Raw genomic sequence first — 21632 nt, 5'->3', positions numbered from 1 at the left:
ACAGGACCGTCTGCCTTTATGTGCGCTTTTGTTCCACCGTGACGGAGTTGTTATGCTCCAACATCAACAATCGCCTGAGCCAGAATAGGGACCGTCGTCGCGTTCAGCCCGGCAATGTTCATGCGGCTGTCACCGACCATGTAAATACCGTGCTCAACGCGCAGCTTCTCGACCAGTTCAGGCGACGCACCAAGACGCGAGAACATGCCGCGATGCTGTGCAAGAAATCCGAAACGGTCCGAGCCGCTCAGCCGCTGCAGCTCATCGGCCAGTTGCTGGCGCAGACCCAGCATTGACAAGCGCACCTCTTCCAGCTCGGTCGCCCAATCTTCGCGCAGTGCCTCGTCCATCAGGATCGTGGTGACAACACGCGCGCCGTGATCCGGTGGGAACGAATAGTTCTGCCGGTTCAGGAAAGCCAGCGCTCCCTGATTCAGAGCTGTTTGTCCTGCATCCGCACTGACAGCCATCAGCAGACCGGTCCGTTCACGATAGACACCAAAGTTTTTAGAGCATGAGGCGGCGATCAGGCATTCCTTGACCGACGAGGCCACCAGTCGCGTGGCTTGAGCGTCTTCAGTCAGACCATCACCAAAGCCTTGATAGGCAATGTCGATCATTGCAACGAGGCCGCGCTCGTTGATCAGGTTCACCACTTCCTGCCATTGCACCATGTTCAGGTTTGCACCTGTCGGGTTGTGGCAGCATCCATGCAGCAGGACCACGTCACCTGCATTGGCGGTTTTGAGGTCTTCGATCATGCCATCGAAATCAACACCGCGAGTTTCGCCATCAAAATAGCGATACTGCACTGTTTCGATGCCCAGATAGTTCAGGATCGACAGGTGGTTTGGCCATGTTGGGTTCGAAACGAAAACACGTGCCGAAGGATTGGCCATACGGATCAGTTCAAATGCCTGACGGCATGCGCCTGTCCCACCCGGTGTTGCCACAGCAGCGATATTGCCGCGTGCAACGGAAGTACCCAAAATCAGGCCAATCATCACGTCGGCAAAAGCCGGATCGCCTGCAAGCCCGGTATAGGCCTTTGTTTCCTGTTCTTCCCAAATGCGCTTCTCGGCTGCCTTCACCGCACGTTTGATCGGTGTCAGGCCATCGGCGTTCTTGTAAACACCGACACCCAGGTCGATCTTCTGGTCGCGCGGATCCTCGCGATACATTTGCATCAGCGCCAGAATCTTGTCAGCTGGCTGCGGCTTGAGAAATTCGAACATCAGTTCTCTCCGGTTGCGACGGGCAGGGTCGGGAAGGCACCCCATTCGGCCCAGGAGCCGTCATAAAGCGAATGGTCTTTTTTGCCGATGCGCTCAAGCGCAAGGCTGAGGATGGCAGCAGTCACGCCTGATCCGCAGGACGTGATAGCCGGTTTGGTCAGGTCTACGCCCGCGGCTTCGAACACTGCACGGCAATCCTCGGGCGATTTCATCGTACCGTTCTTGTTCAGCAAATTGCCAAAGGGTACATTGCGCGATCCCGGGATGTGACCCGAACGCAGACCTTCGCGCGGCTCAACCCCGGTTCCGGCAAAGCGGTCGGCAGAACGCGCGTCGATGATTTCATGATCTGCCAGCTTGGCTGCAGCCGATACCTGAGTCACATCACGTACCAGATGGTTTTGAACCCGAACGGTCATGTGGCGATCCCGGATTACCGGAGGCAAATCCTCGATCTCACGACCTTCGGCCTGCCACTTGGGCATGCCCCCGTCCAATACTGCAATGTTCTCTTGCCCCATGAGGCGAAACAGCCACCAGACCCGTGCAGCAGACATCAGCCCGGCGCCGTCATAGACCACCACCTGATGTCCGTCGCCCACACCCATGGCCCGCAGGCGCGACATGAATTTCTCGACCGGAGGCGCCATGTGCGGCAGGTCCGAGCGGTGATCGGAAATGTCATCGATATCGAAAAACCGTGCACCGGGGATGTGACCGGCCTCATACTCGGCCTTTGCGTCTCGCCCCTGCTGCGGCAAATACCAAGACCCGTCCAGAATCCGCAGATCCGGGTCCTTGAGATGAGCGGCAAGCCATTCGGTAGAAACGAGGGTTTTCGGATCGTCCAGCATCAAAGCCTCCCCTAAGCGAGCTTGAGTTGTCCCTATACGCGCGTTGGTGCGGGTTCAAGACTGGATGGCGCTACCAATCCAGATCATGTCGCATTCAATTGGCGCGGCGCAATCTGATGAACTGAACTATCCCGATGATGCTGATCACGATCCAAAAGCATTCGATAAGCATCGAAGCCAGATTGAAGTTCTGCAACAGCGAGTAAACGATCAGAACGGACCCGGCTAGATTGAGGATCGGAAAGGCCAGATCATCGGAATTCATCATCCGCATCTGTGTCGCAAAGTAAGCGGCCACAACGACCATGGCGCCAAATGAGCCGACAGCGTCGGCCAAAGTCAGACTGTCAAGAAAAGCGGCCATCGCCTGCCTCCGGATGGAATTGGTGTTTTATGGGATCAGGCGACCGGCGCTGCTGTAGCTGGTTGCCCATAATGGTGCATGTTCAGAAAGGCTGCACCGGTGGCCCCGGCCCGGTAGCCGTGTGGCAAATCAGCGGCAAACCGCAATCCCTGCCCAGCCTGTAGCGGAACCCAATCACCGTCGCGCAGAACGTCCAGCGTTCCGTTCAGAACAAACACTTCTTCGGTTACCCCCGTCGCATGGGCAGCCGATTCATGGCTCTGGTTTGGGGAAAGCTCGACATGAAAGGTTTCGGCTCCGAGCGCGGGATCATAGGGAAAGACGATCTTGACTTCGATACTGCCCGGGAAGGTCACCGTGCGGAAAACATCGGCATCAGCCGGATCGCGCATCGCAGCAGGCCCGATCAGGGCGCTCAGCGGCATCTGGAACCCTTTTGCGATCTTCCAAAGTGTCGCAATCGTCGGGCTCGATTCGCCGCGTTCGATCTGGCCCAACATGGCCTTGCTGACCCCGGTCATGTCAGCGACCTTGGACAGGCTCAGCCCCGAGGCCGCCCGCACATCCCGTAGTTTCAGCGTAATTTCATCCGGTGCCATCTTGTCGTCTCTCGAATCCTCTTGTGCGTTATAGCGCACATGTGGTACGTGCGCTATAACGTACGCATCCCGAATATCGCAACCGGGGCAAAAGGGAAACAGCATCATGCCAATGTACCGATCCAGAACCTCAACCCATGGCCGCAATATGGCCGGTGCCCGCGGCCTGTGGCGCGCCACCGGTATGCAAGATGACGATTTCGGCAAACCGATCATCGCCATCGTCAACTCGTTCACCCAGTTTGTGCCCGGCCACGTGCACCTGAAGGATCTGGGCCAGATGGTCGCGCGCGAAGTTGAGGCCGCAGGCGGTGTTGCGAAAGAGTTCAACACCATCGCGGTGGATGACGGTATCGCCATGGGCCATGACGGGATGCTGTATTCGCTGCCTTCGCGAGAGGTCATCGCGGATTCGGTTGAATACATGGTCAACGCACACTGCGCCGATGCGATGGTGTGCATCTCGAACTGCGACAAGATCACCCCCGGCATGCTGATGGCCGCCATGCGCCTGAACATCCCGGCGATCTTCGTTTCAGGCGGCCCGATGGAAGCCGGCAAGATCGACATCGCCGATCTGGACGTCAAAAAAATCGACCTCGTAGATGCGATGGTTGCGGCGGCCAACGAAAACTACACCGATGAGCAGGTCCAGCACATCGAAGAAAACGCCTGCCCGACCTGTGGTTCGTGCTCGGGCATGTTCACCGCCAACTCGATGAATTGTCTGGCCGAAGCTCTGGGTCTGGCGTTGCCGGGCAACGGCTCGACCCTGGCCACGCATGCTGACCGCAAGAACCTGTTCCTTGAAGCCGGGCGCCGGATCGTCGAAATCACCAAACGGCACTACGATCTGGATGAAAAAGGCTTCCTTCCCCGCGAAATCGCCACGTTCGACGCGTTTGAAAACGCAATGAGCCTTGATATCGCCATGGGCGGATCGACCAATACGGTTCTGCACCTGCTGGCCATCGCGCATGAGGGTGAGGTGCACTTCACCATGTCCGACATGGATCGCCTCAGCCGCAAGGTGCCATGCCTGTGTAAGGTCGCACCCAATACCGAGAACGTTCACATGGAGGACGTGCACCGCGCCGGTGGTATCTTCTCGATCCTCGGCGAGCTTAGCCGGGCCGGACTGCTGCATGAACATTGCAGCACCGTGCATTCGGCCACGATGGGTGAGGCAATTGCCAATTGGGACATCAAGATTGCCAACAACCCGGCGGCGCAGGACTTGTTCAAGGCCGCGCCGGGTGGCGTGCGCACGACACAGGCCTTCAGCCAGTCGAACCGGTACAAAGAACTGGACACCGACCGTGAAGGCGGCGTGATCCGGTCCAAGGAGCACGCGTTCAGCCAAGACGGCGGTCTGGCGGTTCTGTTCGGCAACATCGCGCGCGACGGCTGCATTGTGAAAACTGCGGGTGTGGATGCAAATATCCTGCAGTTCACCGGCTCGGCCTATGTCTGCGAAAGTCAGGATCAGGCGGTTAACGACATCCTGACGGGCAAGGTCAAAGAAGGAGACGTGGTGGTGATCCGCTATGAAGGCCCGCGTGGCGGACCGGGTATGCAGGAAATGCTATATCCGACGTCCTACCTGAAATCCAAAGGTCTGGGCAAAGCCTGTGCGCTGCTGACAGACGGTCGCTTCTCAGGCGGTACATCGGGCCTTTCGATTGGTCACGTTTCGCCCGAAGCGGCAGAAGGTGGTGAGATCGGACTGGTCAAGAACGGCGACAAGATCGAGATCGACATCCCAAACCGCACAATCCATCTGGCCGTGTCAGACGAAGAACTGGCCGCGCGACGCGAAGAGCAGGATGAAAAGGGCTGGGTGCCCACTGAACCACGCAAGCGCAAAGTGTCCACCGCGCTCAAAGCATACGCCAAGCTGACAACAAGCGCTGCAAAAGGTGCTGTGCGTCAAGTGTAACGAAGCGGTTTCCAAACCACCAAAACTACAATAGCTTGAAAGGCCTCGCTAACAAGAATAGCGAGGCCTTTCTCTTTTGCATTCAATGATATCCATAGAAAGCTCGGTGAAAACCATGACATTCTGGCGCCCGCATAATGGTATCCGCGTCAAAGCCATAGGCTTGCATTGGCGGGATGGTAAACTCCTCGCTGCCGAAGTTCCGGATGACACCGGCCGTATCAAGGGCGTGCGTCCTTTAGGTGGATCGGTCGAATTCGGTGAAACTTGGCACGACGCGCTGAAACGTGAGTTCAGAGAAGAGCTTGATGTGGCAATTGAAATCAGTGGACAACCGCTGGTGATCGAGAATCTCTACCAGCACGAAGGTCATCAGGGGCATGAGATTATCTTTGTGGCCGAGATCCAGTGCCCGGAACTTTTGAATTTGCCCGATACCTCGATTTCATTCTCGGAAGACGATGGTCAGAGCTGGACGGCAGGCTGGTTCAGTCTGGATACCTTGGATATCGGCGGTCCGGAACTTTACCCCACAGGCCTGAAAGATCACCTGCTCCGTTAACTCAGTCGCCAAGTTTGGCGTGAACCTCATCCAGATCAATCTCGCCAATCGGCATCTTGTTGGCAGGGTTTTCGAAATCGTATTTGAACAGCTCGAAATCATTTTTGTAGATTTCGTACACCAGGTGCATCGACAGGTCGTCAAAATAGTCTTCGACCGGGTGTGCACGTTTTGGCCCGTGACCTTCGGATTCGTTAAAGCGCGGAATTTCCGACAAGGTCACGGCGTTGGGCGTCTCGACATGGCTTAGCACGTCCTGCATCCCATCGTTGAATTTCTCGGTCCAGAAAATTCGGTCATATCGCCCGCCATTCACGATGAAGGTCGATACGTGCCCGGACATGGCTGACCAGTGAATGTCCGGGTCCATCGGACGACGCCAGCGGATGGTATCACGCGCAAACAGCAAAAAACGGCGAAAGCTGGCGATCTGATCGAATTTACCTTTACCGTCGTCCCCGCCGACTTCGATCCCATAGTTGTAGATCAGCGTTGGAACCAGATTCCCGCGATACCGCTTACCGTTACGCTGAATGCCGCAAATCTTGTCAAAAAACGAACTCAGAATACGGGTATAGGGATTGCGTACGCAGGTGAAGGCATATGAGGTATGGGATCGCACGTTGCTGGAAATCGAATCCTGACTGGAGTCGAACGCCCATTTGTGCATCCCGTCCTTGGCGTCGTGGATATCACCGTCAAAAAACTGACCATGATCAGAGTAATACATGATCTGGCCGATGGTTGAGCAGGCGCATTTAGGCACAACACGGTAGACCATGCTCTCACTCTCGGTCATCCATGTACCGGGAAAACCCATCTGCAATGCCTCCTGAGCTGTCCGGGTCTCAAGTTGACGCGTCAGCGTTTGGCCCTAAACAAGCAAAATTATTCTGTTTATTCAATCGCTCATCCTCAGTATCACGGTTGGAAACGGGCAGAAACAGGAATTACGTTCGACTTATGGCAAAGATTGCCTACATTTTGCTGTGTCATAAAGACCCTGATGCGATCATCTCGCAGGCCGAGCAGCTGACCGCAGCTGGCGATTGCATGGCCATCCACTTCGATGCGCGCTCCCGTGATGCTGATTACGACCGCATCCGCACCGCCCTGAAGGACAATCCAAACGTGACCTTCGCGACCCGGCGCATCAAATGCGGTTGGGGGGAATGGTCACTGGTCCAGGCGACCTTGTATGCTTTGCAGGCCGCGGTCGATGCTTTCCCTCGCGCGACGCATTTCTACATGCTGTCAGGCGACTGCATGGCGATCAAGACAGCCGAGTATGCCCACCGTTTTCTTGATCAAAACGACAGGGATTTCATCGAAAGTCACGATTTCTTCGAAAGCGACTGGATCAAAACCGGTATGAAAGAAGACCGGCTGATCTACAGACACTACTTCAATGAACGCACGCAAAGCGGGCGGTTCTATGCCTCGTTCGAATTGCAAAAACGCTTTGGCCTGACGCGGGATATTCCGCATGACATTCAAGTCATGATCGGCAGCCAATGGTGGTGTCTGCGCAGGCGCACCGTTGAAATGATCCTTGATTTCCTGCGTCAACGCCGTGATGTCATCAAGTTCTTCTCGACCACCTGGATACCGGATGAGACCTTTTTTCAAACCCTTGTCCGCCACTTGATCCCAAAGCATGAGATCGACAATCGCACACTGACATTCCTGATGTTCTCGGACTACGGAATGCCCGTGACGTTCTACAACGATCACTACGATCTGCTGCTGGGACAGGATTACCTGTTCGCGCGCAAGATCAGCCCCGAGGCTCATGATCTGAAAGAAAAGCTGGGCCAGCTGTACTCAAGTGAAGGGGTCGATTTTCAGATCTCGGACGAAGGGCGTAACCTTTACAGCTTTCTTGCCGGACGTGGGCGTGTTGGCCGAAGGTTTGGGCAACGGTTCTGGGAAACCGGGAACACATTGGGGGCCGAGCGTGAACTGTTTCTGATTGTCTGCAAGAAATGGCACGTGGCCAAGCGTCTGGTTGATCAGATTGCATCCGAGACGGATATTCCATGTGTCGAGTATCTGTTCAATGAGCAGGATACACCGCTGCCCGATCTGGGGGGTATCGAAACCACGTTGCTCAAGCGATCACGGCACAGGCGCGCTGTAATTCAGATGCTGTTCGATCACTTTGAGACAGACCAATTGGTGGTGTGTGTTGATCCCTCGAACGCAGACATCGTTCAGGATTTCTGCGCGGACCAGTCCAAAACCCACGTGCTGGAGATCGAGTGCGAATATTCTGACGAGTATCTGGTTGGACATGCGCGCCGTGTCGGACTGGCCGGAGAGAGCACACCAGCCGAAACGGTCGAGCGGCTATTGCCGACTATACGCAACGATATGGCCTACGAATCCGAACAAATCCGTAATGCCGGTACCGAACAGTACCTGCGCATTCGGGAAACAGCGGATCGTACTGAGAACGAAGCCACAATCGCTGAATTTCTGGATGTATCGGAAGAAAAAGCTCAGGCCGTTATGCGGCTTGATTACCTGTTTGTGGATTGAATTCCCATAAAACCCGGCGGCGCAGATAAGCGCCGCCGGATAATTGTTCAGATGTCAAACTTGACGCCCTGGGCCAGCGGCAATTCGGCAGAATAGTTCACCGTGTTGGTTTGACGGCGCATATAGGCCTTCCACGCATCCGAGCCGCTTTCACGACCGCCGCCGGTTTCCTTTTCACCGCCGAACGCACCGCCAATTTCGGCTCCTGATGGACCGATATTGACGTTTGCGATGCCACAGTCCGAACCAGCTGCCGTCAGGAATTGCTCGGCCTCACGCATGTTCAGCGTGAATACGCACGACGATAGACCCTGAGGAACATCGTTCTGGATCTCCAGCGCATCCTCAAAATTCTCATAACCCATGACATAGAGGATCGGCGCAAAGGTCTCGGTCTTAACCGTCGCTGTCTGACCGGGCATCTCAACAATGGCCGGTTCCATGTAGACACCTGCGGGCACGCCTTCGGTTACGCGATTGCCACCAAAGACCGTTCCGCCCTCGGATTTTGCAGACTCCAGCGCTGCGGTCATCGCCTTGCCGGATGCCTCGTCCACCAGAGGACCAACCAGTGTGCCATCCGTCAGCGGATCACCGATAGGCAGCCCGGCATAGGCTTTCTTCAACCGCGCAACCAGTTCATCCTTGATCGAGTTGTGCACGATCAAACGACGGAGCGTGGTGCACCGCTGTCCGGCGGTACCAACCGCAGAGAACACGATTGCACGAACTGCCATTTCCAGATCGGCAGATGGGCCAACGATCATGGCGTTGTTGCCGCCAAGCTCCAGAATGCACTTTCCAAAACGCTGCGCCACGATCGGAGCTACCGCCCGACCCATGCGGGTTGAACCCGTGGCTGAGATGACTGGCACGTCTTCACTGGCCACCAAAGCCTCCCCAAGATCGGCACCACCGATCAGTGTTTGCAACAGGCCTTCAGGTGAATCACCAAACCGGGCCAGTGCGCGTTCAAAGATTTTCTGACAGGCCATCGCGGTAAGTGGGGTCTTTTCGGATGGCTTCCAGATTACCGGATCGCCGCAAACCAAGGCGAGCGCTGCGTTCCATGACCATACTGCGACCGGGAAATTGAAGGCTGAGATCACGCCAACAGGACCGGCCGGATGCCAGGTTTCCATCATCCGATGCCCGGGGCGTTCGGATGCGATGGTCAGACCATAGAGCTGGCGCGACAGTCCAACGGCAAAGTCGCAGATGTCGATCATCTCCTGCACTTCACCCAGACCTTCAGAAGTGATCTTGCCCGCCTCCCAGCTGACCAATGCCCCCAGATCATCCTTGGCTGCACGCAGTTCTTCGCCCAGCAGGCGGATTAACTCGCCCCGTCGCGGGGCTGGCACAACACGCCATTCCCGGAACGCTGTTTTTGCTCGGGCAAAGATCGCGTTCATTTCAGAGGCCGATGTTTCATGAACCTCAGCCAAAACTCTGCCGTCAATCGGGGATGTTACTGTTAGCGTGCCCCCGGTCAGGTCTGCTGCGGTCAGATCCAGATTTGCGAGTGTGGTTTCTGCTGTCATGACAACGTCTTTCATGTCTCAAGCCGCCTTGTGTTGTTCGGTTACGTCGCCAGCGCGATACAGCCGGCCGAATTCGGTGTTCAGGAAATCCTGCAGATTTACTTGCTCTTGTCGGATGAAGCCTTTGGAAGGCAGCGCCCCGGTTCGCATCAGATCGACGACGCCAAGCACACCTGCAGCCGTGGTGATCTGAATTGCGCTCCAAACTTGTCCATCGATGACACGCGCAAAGGACTTGTTGATAAGGGATTTCTCCCGCAACTGACCATCGATCATGCCCTTTGCCGTGCAATAGACAAGAACCACATCCTGATCAGTGCGTGGCAGAGCCGCCTCAAATATTTCCTTCAGCAAATCCCGGCGACGCTCCAGACCAAGGTCTGACAGCAAAAGCTTGAGGATATCGCGATGACCCGGGTAGCGGATGGAACGATAGGACACCGCTCGCGCCTTGCCTTCCAGTGTCTCAGGCAGGGTACCAAGGCCTCCGGACGTGTTGAAGCACTCATACTCGACGCCGTCATGACCAAGGATTTCATAGTCCTCAAGGGGTGCGGTCTTGACCAACTTACCGTTCACGATGGCATCGCAGGGATTGCAGTATTCATTGATCAGGCCGTCAGTTGACCATGTCAGATTGTACTTCAACGCATTGGTCGGATAGAGCGGCAACGCACCGACCCGCATATGAAGACTGTCGATTTCATCAAACTCTGATGCAAGTGCGGAACCGGCGATACCTACAAATCCCGGGGCCAGACCGCATTGCGGCATGAATGCGGTTTCGCTGGCCTTTGCCAGTTCACGCACTGCATTGGTTGCCGCAACATCTTCGGTCAGATCAAAGTAATGTGCGCCTGCTGCCTTGGCAGCCTTGGCAATCACGGGTGTCAGAAAGAAAGGCGCTGCAGAGATAACCGCATCAAACTCCTCAAGACCTTTGGCCAGTGCCTGTTCATCACCCGCATCTATTTGCCTTGTGGCAATACCAAGCTTGTTCAATGCCGAGAGTGCGTTCAGATCGTGATCCGCAACCGTCACTGAATAATGTGGTGAGCCTTTCAGCAAGGTTGCGATCATCTGACCGATCTTCCCTGCCCCGACAATGCAAACATTCCAGCCCAAGATTTGCCTCCTCCATTCATTGATTAATAAGAATTATGGAGCGGAGGTTGTCCGGCACACAGCATGCGTGTTGACGAAATAGCGGATAATTTCGTCATTATGACGATCATTTATGCGTTTTGTCGGCGCCAGTAAGTCGCCGAAATGTTTGACTAAACCAGCAAGGAATAGCCTGACCTTGTGCACACAAAGAAAAACGGCGCGCCTTTTGAGCACGCCGTCAAAACTTTGAATCAGTTAGGTTGTTGTTGCCTTAGTAAACAACCACCGACCGGATGCTCTCGCCTTTGTGCATCAGATCAAACCCTTTGTTGATGTCATCCAGACCCATGGTGTGGGTGATCATCGGATCGATCTCGATCTTACCTTCCATATACCAGTCAACGATCTTCGGCACATCGGTCCGGCCACGCGCGCCACCAAAGGCGGTGCCGCGCCACGAACGACCGGTGACCAGCTGGAACGGACGGGTCGAAATCTCGGCACCTGCGGGCGCGACGCCGATGATAATCGATTCACCCCAGCCCTTATGCGCCGATTCCAGTGCCGCGCGCATCACGCCGACATTGCCGGTGGCATCAAAGGTATAGTCGCCGCCGCCTTTGGTCAGATCAACCAGATAGGGTACCAGATCGCCTTCGACTTCGTTCGGGTTCACGAAATCGGTCATGCCGAACTTGGTCGCCATCTCAACTTTCGACGGGTTCAGGTCAACGCCGACGATTTGATCGGCCCCGGCCAGACGCAGGCCCTGAATCACGTTCAAACCGATACCGCCCAGACCGAAGACGATAGCACGGCTGCCGATTTCCACCTTGGCGGTGTTGATCACCGCGCCAATACCGGTGGTCACACCGCAACCGATGTAGCAGATCTTGTCGAAAGGCGCGTCTTCACGCACTTTGGCCAGCGCAATCTCGGGCAGAACTGTGTGGTTCGAGAAGGTAGAGCAGCCCATGTAGTGCAGGATCGGGTCACCATCCAACGTCGAGAAGCGCGATGTGCCATCGGGCATCAGACCCTGGCCCTGAGTCGAACGGATTGCCTGACACAGGTTGGTTTTGGGGTGCAGACAGTACTCACATTCGCGACATTCCGGGGTGTAAAGCGGGATCACGTGATCGCCTGGCTTCAGGCTGGTGACACCCGGGCCGACTTCAACCACAACGCCAGCACCTTCGTGGCCCAGAATGGCAGGGAACAGGCCTTCGGGATCAGCACCCGACAGGGTAAATTCATCAGTGTGGCAGATGCCGGTGGCCTTGATCTCGACCAGAACCTCGCCCGCTTTGGGCCCTTCAAGGTTCACGTCCATCACTTCCAAAGGTTTGCCCGCCTGAAGGGCAACCGCTGCACGGGTACGCATGTTGCTATTCTCCCTGTCAAATTTGACCCGACCCTGCGTCAAATACAGGGTGTTTTCAACTGCGCTTTCGTGACAGGTTAGCTAAATAATTGATATTACAGAAACGACATTGCCAGAAAAAGGAGCGCCAATGCACCGTTTTATCCCGATCCTGTTCGTTCTGGCCGCCTGTGCGGAAACAACTGTGACTGAGGAAAGCGCTTCTACATCCGAGGCTGCAGCCGTTGATCTGGCGTTCTGTAAGGGTGAGCCCTTTGCCGATTCTGTGGGCCAGCCGGTATCAACGATTCAGGCCAGTTTGCCTGAAAGATCACGTGTATTGGGGCCTGATGACATCGCAACGCAGGATTATCGCATTGATCGGCTGAACGTTTATGTCAACGGCGCAGGGGTAATTCAGCGGCTGACCTGTGGGTAGATTTGGCTGAGTTTCCCGACTTTCACCCGCAACACTGGTCTATTTTCCACGGTAAACCAGAAAGTCCGGCACATAGTCCAAAAACCTGATGGCCCAGGAAAACGGAGCAGGGAAATCGGTACGAAAACGACGCCGGGACATGGCGCGCAGAACCCGATCCGCCGCGTCTTCGGGCGTCATCAGCATCGGCATCTTAAAGTTGTTCTTTTCGGTCAGCCGCGTCTTGATAAAGCCGGGATTGACGATCCGAACCGTAACGCCGGTGCCTGCCAGATCGTGCCGCATCGTTTCTGCCAGAGAGATCAGCGCAGCCTTGCTGGAACCATATCCAATCGCGGCCGGTAACCCGTGATATCCCGCAAGCGATCCGATCAGCGTAATATCTCCGCGTGTAGCGCGGACAAAACCGGGCACGGTCTCGCCCAACACCCTGAGTGCCCCGGTGAAGTTGACGTCGCTCATTGCCAGCGCGGCTTCGGTATCCCAGTCCGCCGTCTTCATAGGCTCATAAGCTCCGGCGTTATAGACCAGACCATCGATATCCCCGGCCTCAGAAACCGCATCCCGAACTGCATTCAGGTCGGTTACATCAACTGGCACGGCACGCGCGTCGGGCAGCGTATCGCAAATCTCGGACAGACGATCGGCGTTGCGCGCCGACAGTATCAGGCGTGCACCCTGACGGCTCAGCGCCTTGGCCAGAGCAAGACCCAATCCTTCGCTCGCGCCGATGATCCAATAGGTTTTACCTTCGAACTTACTCATGATCGGGTCTTTCTATTCGCACGAAAACGCGTGGCTTTAGAGGGAAAAGGGCGCCATTCTGGTCATTTTAGAGAGAATACGAACCCGCGATACCGTCGGATCACACCAAATCGGCCGCTCATAGCCAAGCGACATGATTTAGCGCGTCAAAAATATTTTTCTAGCATGAATGATCCGCAAACGATCACCCAGCGTATCCCCTTGTAAAATGTCACACAAAGAGGATGACATGTTCGACGAAACTCGGGGCGTACGCAAAAAGATCGCGATTGTTGGTGCAGGCATTTCAGGTCTATCCGCAGCCTATTATCTATCCAAATCTCATGATGTAACACTGTACGAAGCTGAGCCCCGACTGGGCGGTCACGCCCGCACCGTGCTTGCCGGACGAAACGGAGATCAGCCCGTCGATACCGGATTCATCGTGTTCAACTACGCGACCTACCCTTATCTGACCCGTCTGTTCGAAGAACTGAATGTCCCGGTCACCAAAAGCGAAATGAGCTTTGGTGCCACGATCGATAACGGTCGTATCGAGTACGGGCTGAACAATCTCCGTACCCTGACGGCCCAAAAACGTAATCTTGCCCGGCCCGCCTACTATAAAATGATCGCCGACATCCTGCGTTTTAGCAAAGAGGCCCCGGCTGCCGCGCAGGATGATGACACCACAATCGGTGAGCTTGTTGATCAACTGCGGTTGGGCCACTGGTTCCGACACAACTACCTGATGCCAATGTGCGGCGCGATCTGGTCTACACCGGTCGAATTCGTTGACCGCTTCCCCGCACGCTCATTGGTTCAGTTTTTCCGCAATCACGCATTGCTCGCCAGTGGCCGTGCCAAACAGCACCAATGGTGGACTGTCAAAGGCGGCAGTGTCGAATATGTTCGCCGAATTGAAACCGCCTTGCGCGCCCGTGGCTGCGATATCCGCGTGGCCACCCCGGTTGAGGGCATCCAAAGGGATTCCCTGGGTGTGAGTGTGCACAGCCATGGGCAGGCAGATTTGTTTGATGAGATCATCCTGGCTACACATTCAGATCAGTCGCTGGCCATACTTGGAGACAACGCGACCCGGGATGAAACAGACGCGCTAGGTGCCATTCGCTATCAACCCAACAAGGCAGTTCTGCACTGCGATCCAAGCCAGATGCCGCGCCGACGTGCTTGCTGGTCCAGTTGGACCTATCGCTCGCAGGCAGGAAATGTGGGTGTCACCTATTGGATGAACCGCCTTCAAAACATCCCCGACAGCGATCCGCTGTTTGTGACCCTGAACGCTTCGTCAGAAATCCATGAAGACAAGATTTATGACGAGGTCGAATTCGCCCACCCTGTATTCGACAAAGCTGCCCTGAGGGCACAAGGCAATATCCGCGAAATGCAGGGACAAAACAGGACCTGGTTTGCCGGGGCGTATAACCGGCACGGTTTTCACGAAGACGGGATCGCCAGCGCCATGCATGTTGTTGAGCGCATCGAAGGTATCCCGCAGACCATCGGAGCTGAAAATGGCATTCTTGAAAGAGACCCGGCCATACCCGTTGCGGCTGATCTTTGATAGCATTCGCGCAGCGCTTCTGGTGATTGCGCTACTGGTCCCGTCGGGTCTGGCAGCTTCGGTCGTATCAAAGGAACTGAACAATGCGCAGCTGCTTGGTAGCGGCACGTTCCGATTTCTCGGGCTGCCCCTGTATGATGCAAAACTATACACAACTGGCGGTGCGCCCTTCAGTTGGAATGAAGACTTCGGGCTGGAATTGACCTACCGGAAAAACCTGACCCAGAAAGCACTGGTTAATTCCACACTGGAAGAGATTGCGCGCCAGGGTAACAACGCGCCCACGCGCGCTCAGTTGGAGCAGTGTTTTCAAGCGGTCAGTAAAGGCGATACCTATCTGGCGATCTCGCAAGGGCCCAATGCCATTGGGTTCTGGCGGAATGGGCGCAAGACCTGCACATTGTCCTATTCGGGTGCCAAACGCGGATTTATGTCGATCTTTCTGGGCTCAAACACCCGATCTGCATCGTTTACAAGCCAGCTCAAGGGGCAGTGATGCTGTATCCCAGGGTCAGCTTGTATGCTCTGATGCTCGCTGCTGCAGGCATCCCGCTTTACATCCACCTGCCACGATTTGCAGCGGTAAACTTGGGTATCGGCCTGGGTGTTATCGGAACAGTCCTTTTGATTATCCGGCTGGTTGATCTGGTACAGGATCCTTTGATCGGCTGGGCAATTGACCGATGGCCGGATGCACAAATTCTGTTTGCTGCAGCTGCCGCGATCGGGTTAGCCGTCGGTTTTCCACTGTTGTTCATGCTCTCTGACGGCGCCGCTCTCGGCACGCTGATTGCCATTCTCGTTCTACTCTTTTCGGCCTACAGCCTTGGCACCATCCTGCTTTATGGACGCAGCGCCACTCTGGCGAAACGCCCGGATCCCAAAGAGCTGATGACACTCGCCGCCTACCGCGAAGGTGGTCAGTTGACCGGAGTTATTCTTGCAGCCAGCGCACCTGCCCTGTTCGTGACTTTGGGCGCCAGTGCACAGGGTTACCCTGCGTTTGGTCTGTTCTTGGGCGTGCTGTCAGTCATCACTATCGTACTGACTTTTCCAATCTGGCAGCGTCCACCGATCACCGGAGAGGGGCTGTCTTTCGCGGGCCTTGGCAAATCTGGCGGGCTCAGGCTCCTTGCCCTTGCGCTGGTCAACAGCCTACCGGTTGCGATCACCTCAACCTTGTTTCTGTTTTTTGTAGAAGATCGGCTGCAACTGCCGGGCAAGGCTGGCCCTTTGCTGATCCTTTTCTTTCTGAGCGCAGGAGCAAGTGTTCCTCTTTGGGCTCGCCTAAGCAACCGGATTGGCCCGAAACAGACACTGATTATTGCAATGCCGCTGTCGATCGCCGGGTTCATTGGCGCGGCGACTCTGTCGGCGGGCAACCTGTCCGGTTTCGCCGTCATCTGCATCGCATCCGGTGCGGCACTTGGGGCCGATATGGTCGTTTTGCCCGCCATGTTCTCGGTCGTACTGACCCGCGCGGGACTAAACGCATCAGCCGCATTCGGCATCTGGTCATTCGCAGGCAAACTAGGCCTCGCATTGGCCGCCTTTTTCACACTGCCACTGCTTGAACGCAGCGGTTTTTTCCCGGGGCAACCTAACTCGGCTCAGGCATTGGAAACGCTCAACTTTGCCTATGCTGTCCTTCCCTGCATTCTCAAACTCGGCGCGTTCGGGATGGTTTTGACGCTGCCGTCAGAGGTATCAGCCAAATGAAACTCATCGCAGTCATCCTGTTTGCCACCCTCGCCCTGATCGTGGCAAAGGGCAGATTTCTCAGTTTTCGCGCTCAGGCACCTGCCGACTACGAAAACACAGGCCCCCAGTTTTCACTTAAAAAGCATCTAAACGGAGAAATCCTGTCAGAGGGTTTGATCTATGGTCCCAATGGTAAGATGTCGAACAGCTTCGTCGCGCGTATGGTGGGCGAATGGGAAGGCAATACCGGGACATTGTCCGAGTATTTCACCTATTCCAACGGTAAACAGATGACCCGAAAATGGTACCTGACGCTGGGCACCGGCAACACATTCACCGCAACGGCCGATGACATCGTGGGCGAGGGCAAGGGTGTGATTTCCGGCGCAACCGTCAAGTTGACATATCGGATCATCCTGCCCAAGGACGCCGGTGGGCATACGTTGGATGTGACCGACTGGATGTACCTGACCGAGAACGGCGCGATCATGAATCGCTCTGAGATGCGAAAATTCGGCATCAAGGTGGCCGAGTTGGTTGCCACGATGCGCCCGTCGCCCGAGATAAAATCGGCCCATCTGCATGGCGCTAATGGTCATGATACAGACTCTGAACTGAGGCCGTTGCAATGATCGCCCGCCGCACCCTTGTAGCAATCGTCGCCCTTGCAGGGTTGGCAATACTCGCCGCCTGTTCAGCCAAACCACGCGTTCCAAAGACATTTCTATCGGACCGACAACTTAACCTTGAGGAATTCTTTGAAGGTAAAACTGTGGCCTATGGCCAGTTCCAGGACGTTCTGGGCAACGTCCCGCGCCGGTTCACGGTCGATATCGACGGTACCTGGGATGGTAAGACGCTGACTCTGGTAGAGGATTTCATCTATGATGACGACGCAACCGAGCAGCGGGTCTGGACACTGACAAAAACTGGCGAGGACACGTGGACCGGGACCGCGCCGGGTGTTCTGGGAACAGCCAGCGGGGTCGAACGGGGTGATACCTTTAACTGGAATTACAAGATAGATTTGCCTGTCAAAGATGGCACGATGCGCGTGAATTTTGACGATTGGATGTGGCTATTGGAAGACGACAGACTACTCAACCGCGCCTACGTCTCACGCTTCGGTATTCGTCTTGGTGAGGTGATTTTGTTTTTCGAGAAGAAATAGAACCACGTGTTGGGAGCGGTATGTTGGCCAGATATTGGGCGCTGCCAAAGCTGTCGACGTTTCGCGTGCTGAGGTTACCCTCACAAGCTGCAGAAGGAACGAAAGATGGAAGTGGAAGCACCGGCAACTCTGAGCTCTTACAGCCAATGCAAACTGACCGCAGAGAACGGTGGCAGGGAGCCCAGAAAGTCCGATGCTGAACCCTGTACGAGCGTCAGCTTTGGTTCTGGCTCTGGTCTTGTTGCGATGAGGCTTCTTCGAGACGCGTCTTGAGACGGCCTACAATGTTTTGCGCTGTCGCAATATCATCTGGCGACAAGCCTTCCGAGAGTTCATTCACCCAAGGGATTTGCCTCGCAATCGCGGCTTCGTACAGCTTCCTTCCCCTTTGGGTCAAAACAACAAGATGCGCGCGCTTGTGGTGTGGGTTTGGCTGAAACTCGACGACTCCCTCTTTATTCAACTCGTTGACGATCCGTTGAACGCCTTGCCGGTGAACACCCATCGTCCGTGCATGCCAGGCGACGGATTCCGGCTGTTCAGCATAGGCAATGGCGCCAAGGATCTGCCACCGGGCACTTGTCAGACCGAGTTCTGATACGAGGCGGTCACCGGCAAGCTGCAATCGACCGTTCAACCGAAACACATCCAGTATCAGCGCCGTCACGGCTTCTCCTTCTTCGGTCCTTCGTTCATCCGACATGTCGATTCCTCGTTTTATTTGACAACATATTGTCATTTTGCTTGATACTTCCTAAATATGACAACATGGCACCAAATTGAAATGACTTTCAAGGAGTACCGAATGGTGAGTTTCAAACCCCTCGACCCTGAGTTTCCCATTGAACAACAATTGAGCATCGACGCTGGACCCGTCGTTCTCGTCAACCTCTTCACAGTCGATCCCGTTGACCAAGACGCCTTGGTTGAAGCCTGGAAGAGCGATGCCCAATGGATGAAAAAGCAACCGGGTTACATCAGCACGCAACTGCATAAAGCCATTGGTGATGGCAGCATGTACCTGAACTACGCGGTCTGGGATTCCGTTGCGGACTTCCGCGCGGCGTTTTCAAACCCCGAGTTTCAGCAGCAGCTCAGCCACTATCCCTCAAGCGCTGTGACAGCACCCCACCTGTTCGAGAAGGTTGCGGTGCCAAATTGCTGCACGGCATGACGAAACCCTTTGAAAAAGCCAATTTGAGGGAACCGCAATGAAAACAAAGATTCACGCCATAGCGGGCGGCATCGGCTTTGTGATAATCCTCCTCTTCTGGACATCAACGGTCACCAGCGAACTCTTTGCGAGCCATGAAACAGTCGCAGCTGTCAAAGCGTTGATCCTGAAGGGCATGTTCATTCTCATTCCGGCAATGGCCATTGCTGGCGGATCGGGCATGGCAATGGGCCGGAAACGCAAAGATGCACTGACGAGGGCAAAGAAGACCCGTATGCCGATCATTGCGCTGAATGGTTTGCTGATCCTTATACCAGCGGCTTGGTTTCTGGCTGGCAAAGCTTCCGCTGGCGAATTCGACAGCACATTTTATGCAGTTCAGGTGATTGAACTGATCGCCGGGGCGGCCAACCTCACGATGATGGGACTGAACATTCGTGATGGTTTACGAATGACAGGTAAAATTCGGAGGCCTCGCTGAAGATGCAGTTCCAACCCAAGCATGGCCAAATTGCCGACATCCGAGCAAACGCAGCGAATTGGCGCTATGTCCGCAACTTCTCGACGTCTCATGATCCTGGATCCTTCAAAAACAGGCTGATCATCTTCGTTTTGTCTGATGAAGAGGTCATTAGCACAGACTCTCCGCAAGGCTCTAAATCAAAAACTGTATTTGTCGCATCTGACCTGCGCCGCAAAAGGATTGGAAGTAACTTGGTGGGAAAGCTTGAAAAGGTTGCTTTCGAACGAGGTTTGCGAGAACTCACAGTTTCGTCTTCCTCATCGCGCTAAAATTCTACTCGTCACTAGGCTACATTGAGCAAGGCCGTAAGTTCTTTGGGGATGAAGAGACAGCAGTAATGGTCAAGACAACTATCTCGCCATAAGTCGTAAGCCAGCATTGTCCTGTACGCCGAACAATGTGCGATTAGGAAAGCAAGGGCATAGATCTGCCCTTGCTGGATCGCCTGCTCAAAACGGGAACCGATGGTGCGAAGGAGGTGGGTGTTCAACCTCGGGCGGGAGGCCCACGTCTTTCCTCAGATATTCCGGCAGATCGGCTCTCCTGAGCAGAACGGACTGATCTCCGCTGGGCCGCCGGGCGAAAACGGCCACTAGCTGCAGTAAGAGACTGCGCGACCGGCTGAGGGGGATGTAAAGTGATAAACTTGGCATTGTACTCTCCATAAATTGATGGAAAGCCGCCACGTGAGGAAAACATAAAAAAGGCCGCTCACGGGGCGGCCTTCAGATTGGAAACCTGTCAGACCGCTTTAACGGGCTACTGCGCCTGGCGCGCAAAGCATTGAGGTCTGACGATTCAGCATATCTATTCTCTCCTAAATCAGGGTTTCCATTGCCTCCAACTATCAGAGTGATATCTCTGACTCAACAACCTAAACGGTTTTTGGTCGATTTTTACTCGACTGCGGTCTCTCGCGCACTCGCCGACCTTGCCTGCAGTGCCGCCCTCGTTGCCTCGATCTCAGCTCATCATGCTTGTGCAAGCTAGCCCTGAGTACAAATGAACCGATGCTACAATGGACACAAATGCCCGCTTACAGCCGTAAGTTGTGAACCGACCCGTTTCTTGCGCATCCACTTCAAGTTTCTCAAGACCCGCAAGATACGGGTCGCACGTTGCTCACGACATTCCCTAGTTGATTGGCATGCAACTACGGAAAGGCATAGCCATGGAACTGAGAGACAAAACCATCATCGTAACGGGGGCGAGCAGTGGAATAGGTGCTGCCGCCGCACTTTTGTTTGCCTCAGAGGGAGCAAATGTCGTGTTGGGTGCGCGCCGTGAACTCCGCTTGAACACAATTGCAGAGCAGATCGCACAGAGCAATGGGCCTGCCATTTGTCTAGCGGGTGACGTGACTGACGAAGCCTACTCCAAAGAGCTTGTCGATCTTGCCGAACGTCAATTTGGCGGCCTTGATGGCGCATTTAACAACGCGGGCTTGATGGGTGAGATGGGGCCGGTTCCGGAGATGGCATCAGACAACTGGCAATCAGTTCTTGCGACAAACCTGACCAGCGCTTTTTTTGCAGCAAAAGCACAGCTGCCGGCGATTGAGCAGCGCGGCGGTGGGTCCATCGTATTCACCGGAACTTTTGTTGGCTTCAGCAACGGGGGAATGCCTGGCATGGGGGCCTATGCCGCATCCAAGGCCGGGTTGATCGGGCTCACACAATCTTTGGCATCTGATCACGCAGCGAACGGTGTTCGTGTAAACACTATTTTGCCGGGTGGTACAAAAACCGACATGGCCGGAGATGACCCCGCCACACATGACTTTATTGCTGGTCTGCACCCTGTGAAACGCATGGCAGAGCCAGAGGAGATTGCGCAAGCTGCGTTGTTCTTGTTGTCAGACAGGTCAAAATTTGTGACCGGTTCACCACTAGCCGTGGATGGCGGCATGGCGACCCGTCTGCTTTGAATAGTCGCCACAAAGTTTGCAGCGCATGGTTGATAGGCGAACTAATAAGTACGAAACCTGCCTCACCGAGATGCTATAAATTAGGATGTTGAATTTGCGGGCGCTAGGTGGGCACGGAGCGACCGAACTTCAACGCCACTACTGGCGTCTACGCAAATACTTGTTTTTATTTAAAAAGTGGTGAGCCGTGCAGGATTCGAACCTGCGACCCACTGATTAAAAGTCAGTTGCTCTACCAACTGAGCTAACGGCCCACTCTT

General features: G+C 55.0%; 23 protein-coding genes and 1 tRNA gene. 13 read left to right on the top strand and 11 right to left on the bottom strand.

The annotated features are described in order from the left end of the window. Positions 1–50 precede the first annotated feature (50 nt). The 4 genes from GOX61_RS19970 to GOX61_RS19955 all read right to left on the bottom strand — a co-directional run bounded on the left by GOX61_RS19970 (position 51) and on the right by GOX61_RS19955 (position 3052). Positions 51–1235: an aromatic amino acid transaminase gene (locus GOX61_RS19970; RefSeq protein WP_170336573.1), complete on the bottom strand. Its 1185-nt coding sequence runs from the start codon at positions 1233–1235 to the stop codon at positions 51–53. Next, positions 1235–2089: a 3-mercaptopyruvate sulfurtransferase gene (sseA, locus tag GOX61_RS19965; RefSeq protein ID WP_170336571.1), complete on the bottom strand. Its 855-nt coding sequence runs from the start codon at positions 2087–2089 to the stop codon at positions 1235–1237. Before sseA ends, GOX61_RS19970 begins: the two co-directional genes overlap by 1 nt. 94 nt (positions 2090–2183) lie before the next feature. Further along, a complete protein-coding gene (locus tag GOX61_RS19960) occupies positions 2184–2453 on the bottom strand; it encodes a CBU_0592 family membrane protein (RefSeq protein WP_170336569.1) in 270 nt (89 codons plus the stop codon). A gap of 35 nt (positions 2454–2488) precedes the next feature. Further along, entirely contained in the window at positions 2489–3052 is a 564-nt protein-coding gene (locus GOX61_RS19955; RefSeq protein ID WP_155146794.1) for a helix-turn-helix domain-containing protein, read from the bottom strand. A 106-nt stretch (positions 3053–3158) separates the two neighbouring features. Here GOX61_RS19955 and ilvD point away from each other — a divergent pair, with 106 nt between their 5' ends. After that, entirely contained in the window at positions 3159–4991 is a 1833-nt protein-coding gene (gene ilvD / locus GOX61_RS19950; protein WP_155146796.1) for a dihydroxy-acid dehydratase, read from the top strand. Positions 4992–5106: 115 nt separating this feature from the next. Further along, positions 5107–5553, top strand: coding sequence for an NUDIX hydrolase (locus GOX61_RS19945; protein ID WP_170336567.1), 447 nt, complete (start codon positions 5107–5109; stop codon positions 5551–5553). A gap of 1 nt (position 5554) precedes the next feature. Here GOX61_RS19945 and GOX61_RS19940 read toward each other — a convergent pair whose 3' ends face one another. Further along, positions 5555–6373, bottom strand: coding sequence for a sulfotransferase family protein (locus GOX61_RS19940; RefSeq protein ID WP_170336565.1), 819 nt, complete (start codon positions 6371–6373; stop codon positions 5555–5557). 143 nt (positions 6374–6516) lie between these two features. Between GOX61_RS19940 and GOX61_RS19935 the strand changes: the two genes are divergently transcribed. Continuing rightward, positions 6517–8094 carry a DUF5928 domain-containing protein gene (locus GOX61_RS19935; RefSeq protein WP_170336563.1) on the top strand — a complete coding sequence of 526 codons (1578 nt, stop codon included), beginning with the start codon at positions 6517–6519 and terminating at the stop codon, positions 8092–8094. Positions 8095–8141: 47 nt separating this feature from the next. Here GOX61_RS19935 and amaB read toward each other — a convergent pair whose 3' ends face one another. From amaB to GOX61_RS19920, 3 genes are all read right to left on the bottom strand, one after another. Then, on the bottom strand, positions 8142–9638 hold the full coding sequence (gene amaB, locus GOX61_RS19930; RefSeq protein ID WP_170336751.1) for an L-piperidine-6-carboxylate dehydrogenase: 1497 nt from the start codon (positions 9636–9638) through the stop codon (positions 8142–8144). An 18-nt stretch (positions 9639–9656) separates the two neighbouring features. After that, positions 9657–10763: a saccharopine dehydrogenase family protein gene (locus GOX61_RS19925; RefSeq protein ID WP_170336561.1), complete on the bottom strand. Its 1107-nt coding sequence runs from the start codon at positions 10761–10763 to the stop codon at positions 9657–9659. Positions 10764–11016: 253 nt separating this feature from the next. After that, a complete protein-coding gene (locus GOX61_RS19920) occupies positions 11017–12129 on the bottom strand; it encodes an S-(hydroxymethyl)glutathione dehydrogenase/class III alcohol dehydrogenase (RefSeq protein ID WP_170336559.1) in 1113 nt (370 codons plus the stop codon). Between the two features lie 130 nt (positions 12130–12259). Between GOX61_RS19920 and GOX61_RS19915 the strand changes: the two genes are divergently transcribed. Further along, the gene (locus tag GOX61_RS19915; protein WP_155146808.1) at positions 12260–12547 is read left to right on the top strand and encodes an I78 family peptidase inhibitor; all 288 of its coding nucleotides are present in this window, start codon (positions 12260–12262) and stop codon (positions 12545–12547) included. Between the two features lie 39 nt (positions 12548–12586). Here the strand turns inward: GOX61_RS19915 and GOX61_RS19910 are convergent, their stop codons facing one another. Next, positions 12587–13312, bottom strand: coding sequence for an SDR family NAD(P)-dependent oxidoreductase (locus GOX61_RS19910; RefSeq protein ID WP_170336557.1), 726 nt, complete (start codon positions 13310–13312; stop codon positions 12587–12589). 229 nt (positions 13313–13541) lie between these two features. Between GOX61_RS19910 and GOX61_RS19905 the strand changes: the two genes are divergently transcribed. The 5 genes from GOX61_RS19905 to GOX61_RS19885 are packed head-to-tail and all read left to right on the top strand — an operon-like array spanning position 13542 to position 17748. Then, complete coding sequence (locus GOX61_RS19905) at positions 13542–14876, top strand: NAD(P)/FAD-dependent oxidoreductase (protein ID WP_170336556.1); 1335 nt, start codon at positions 13542–13544, stop codon at positions 14874–14876. Continuing rightward, a complete protein-coding gene (locus tag GOX61_RS19900; RefSeq protein WP_170336554.1) occupies positions 14827–15372 on the top strand; it encodes a hypothetical protein in 546 nt (181 codons plus the stop codon). Before GOX61_RS19905 ends, GOX61_RS19900 begins: the two co-directional genes overlap by 50 nt. After that, positions 15372–16595, top strand: coding sequence for an MFS transporter (locus GOX61_RS19895; RefSeq protein WP_170336552.1), 1224 nt, complete (start codon positions 15372–15374; stop codon positions 16593–16595). Before GOX61_RS19900 ends, GOX61_RS19895 begins: the two co-directional genes overlap by 1 nt. After that, a complete protein-coding gene (locus GOX61_RS19890; protein ID WP_170336550.1) occupies positions 16592–17209 on the top strand; it encodes a DUF3833 domain-containing protein in 618 nt (205 codons plus the stop codon). The genes GOX61_RS19895 and GOX61_RS19890 overlap by 4 nt, the downstream gene beginning before the upstream one ends. Next, positions 17206–17748, top strand: a complete 543-nt coding sequence (locus GOX61_RS19885) for a DUF3833 domain-containing protein (RefSeq protein WP_170336548.1) — start codon at positions 17206–17208, stop codon at positions 17746–17748. Before GOX61_RS19890 ends, GOX61_RS19885 begins: the two co-directional genes overlap by 4 nt. 214 nt (positions 17749–17962) lie before the next feature. Here GOX61_RS19885 and GOX61_RS19880 read toward each other — a convergent pair whose 3' ends face one another. Continuing rightward, the gene (locus tag GOX61_RS19880; protein ID WP_170336546.1) at positions 17963–18451 is read right to left on the bottom strand and encodes a MarR family winged helix-turn-helix transcriptional regulator; all 489 of its coding nucleotides are present in this window, start codon (positions 18449–18451) and stop codon (positions 17963–17965) included. Positions 18452–18508: 57 nt separating this feature from the next. On the opposite strand from GOX61_RS19880, the gene GOX61_RS19875 reads away from it, so the two are divergent. The 4 genes from GOX61_RS19875 to GOX61_RS19860 all read left to right on the top strand — a co-directional run bounded on the left by GOX61_RS19875 (position 18509) and on the right by GOX61_RS19860 (position 21372). After that, complete coding sequence (locus tag GOX61_RS19875) at positions 18509–18922, top strand: antibiotic biosynthesis monooxygenase family protein (RefSeq protein WP_254436930.1); 414 nt, start codon at positions 18509–18511, stop codon at positions 18920–18922. A gap of 37 nt (positions 18923–18959) precedes the next feature. Continuing rightward, on the top strand, positions 18960–19403 hold the full coding sequence (locus GOX61_RS19870; protein WP_170336544.1) for a hypothetical protein: 444 nt from the start codon (positions 18960–18962) through the stop codon (positions 19401–19403). A 2-nt stretch (positions 19404–19405) separates the two neighbouring features. Continuing rightward, positions 19406–19714 carry a GNAT family N-acetyltransferase gene (locus GOX61_RS22645; protein WP_367646987.1) on the top strand — a complete coding sequence of 103 codons (309 nt, stop codon included), beginning with the start codon at positions 19406–19408 and terminating at the stop codon, positions 19712–19714. A gap of 902 nt (positions 19715–20616) precedes the next feature. Then, positions 20617–21372, top strand: a complete 756-nt coding sequence (locus GOX61_RS19860; protein WP_170336541.1) for an SDR family oxidoreductase — start codon at positions 20617–20619, stop codon at positions 21370–21372. A 178-nt stretch (positions 21373–21550) separates the two neighbouring features. Here GOX61_RS19860 and GOX61_RS19855 read toward each other — a convergent pair. Then, positions 21551–21626: transfer RNA gene (locus GOX61_RS19855), tRNA-Lys, on the bottom strand. Positions 21627–21632 lie beyond the last annotated feature (6 nt).

Source organism: Ruegeria arenilitoris, assembly GCF_013030265.1.
GTDB lineage: Bacteria > Pseudomonadota > Alphaproteobacteria > Rhodobacterales > Rhodobacteraceae > Ruegeria > Ruegeria arenilitoris_E.
This window is presented reverse-complemented; position numbering and strand designations above follow the sequence as displayed.

Excerpts from the sequence above, each read along its gene's own strand:
- GOX61_RS19920 (WP_170336559.1), bottom strand. The coding sequence starts at position 12,129 with ATGCGTACCCGTGCAGCGGTTGCCCTTCAGGCGGGCAAACCTTTGGAA.
- GOX61_RS19900 (WP_170336554.1), top strand. The coding sequence starts at position 14,827 with ATGGCATTCTTGAAAGAGACCCGGCCATACCCGTTGCGGCTGATCTTT.
- GOX61_RS19895 (WP_170336552.1), top strand. The coding sequence starts at position 15,372 with ATGCTGTATCCCAGGGTCAGCTTGTATGCTCTGATGCTCGCTGCTGCA.
- GOX61_RS19970 (WP_170336573.1), bottom strand. The coding sequence starts at position 1,235 with ATGTTCGAATTTCTCAAGCCGCAGCCAGCTGACAAGATTCTGGCGCTG.
- GOX61_RS19890 (WP_170336550.1), top strand. The coding sequence starts at position 16,592 with ATGAAACTCATCGCAGTCATCCTGTTTGCCACCCTCGCCCTGATCGTG.
- GOX61_RS19955 (WP_155146794.1), bottom strand. The coding sequence starts at position 3,052 with ATGGCACCGGATGAAATTACGCTGAAACTACGGGATGTGCGGGCGGCC.
- GOX61_RS19885 (WP_170336548.1), top strand. The coding sequence starts at position 17,206 with ATGATCGCCCGCCGCACCCTTGTAGCAATCGTCGCCCTTGCAGGGTTG.
- sseA (WP_170336571.1), bottom strand. The coding sequence starts at position 2,089 with ATGCTGGACGATCCGAAAACCCTCGTTTCTACCGAATGGCTTGCCGCT.
- GOX61_RS19860 (WP_170336541.1), top strand. The coding sequence starts at position 20,617 with ATGGAACTGAGAGACAAAACCATCATCGTAACGGGGGCGAGCAGTGGA.
- ilvD (WP_155146796.1), top strand. The coding sequence starts at position 3,159 with ATGCCAATGTACCGATCCAGAACCTCAACCCATGGCCGCAATATGGCC.
- GOX61_RS19910 (WP_170336557.1), bottom strand. The coding sequence starts at position 13,312 with ATGAGTAAGTTCGAAGGTAAAACCTATTGGATCATCGGCGCGAGCGAA.
- GOX61_RS19960 (WP_170336569.1), bottom strand. The coding sequence starts at position 2,453 with ATGGCCGCTTTTCTTGACAGTCTGACTTTGGCCGACGCTGTCGGCTCA.
- GOX61_RS19940 (WP_170336565.1), bottom strand. The coding sequence starts at position 6,373 with ATGGGTTTTCCCGGTACATGGATGACCGAGAGTGAGAGCATGGTCTAC.
- GOX61_RS19945 (WP_170336567.1), top strand. The coding sequence starts at position 5,107 with ATGACATTCTGGCGCCCGCATAATGGTATCCGCGTCAAAGCCATAGGC.
- GOX61_RS19905 (WP_170336556.1), top strand. The coding sequence starts at position 13,542 with ATGTTCGACGAAACTCGGGGCGTACGCAAAAAGATCGCGATTGTTGGT.
- GOX61_RS22645 (WP_367646987.1), top strand. The coding sequence starts at position 19,406 with ATGCAGTTCCAACCCAAGCATGGCCAAATTGCCGACATCCGAGCAAAC.
- GOX61_RS19935 (WP_170336563.1), top strand. The coding sequence starts at position 6,517 with ATGGCAAAGATTGCCTACATTTTGCTGTGTCATAAAGACCCTGATGCG.
- GOX61_RS19880 (WP_170336546.1), bottom strand. The coding sequence starts at position 18,451 with ATGTCGGATGAACGAAGGACCGAAGAAGGAGAAGCCGTGACGGCGCTG.
- GOX61_RS19875 (WP_254436930.1), top strand. The coding sequence starts at position 18,509 with ATGACAACATGGCACCAAATTGAAATGACTTTCAAGGAGTACCGAATG.
- amaB (WP_170336751.1), bottom strand. The coding sequence starts at position 9,638 with ATGACAGCAGAAACCACACTCGCAAATCTGGATCTGACCGCAGCAGAC.
- GOX61_RS19870 (WP_170336544.1), top strand. The coding sequence starts at position 18,960 with ATGAAAACAAAGATTCACGCCATAGCGGGCGGCATCGGCTTTGTGATA.
- GOX61_RS19915 (WP_155146808.1), top strand. The coding sequence starts at position 12,260 with ATGCACCGTTTTATCCCGATCCTGTTCGTTCTGGCCGCCTGTGCGGAA.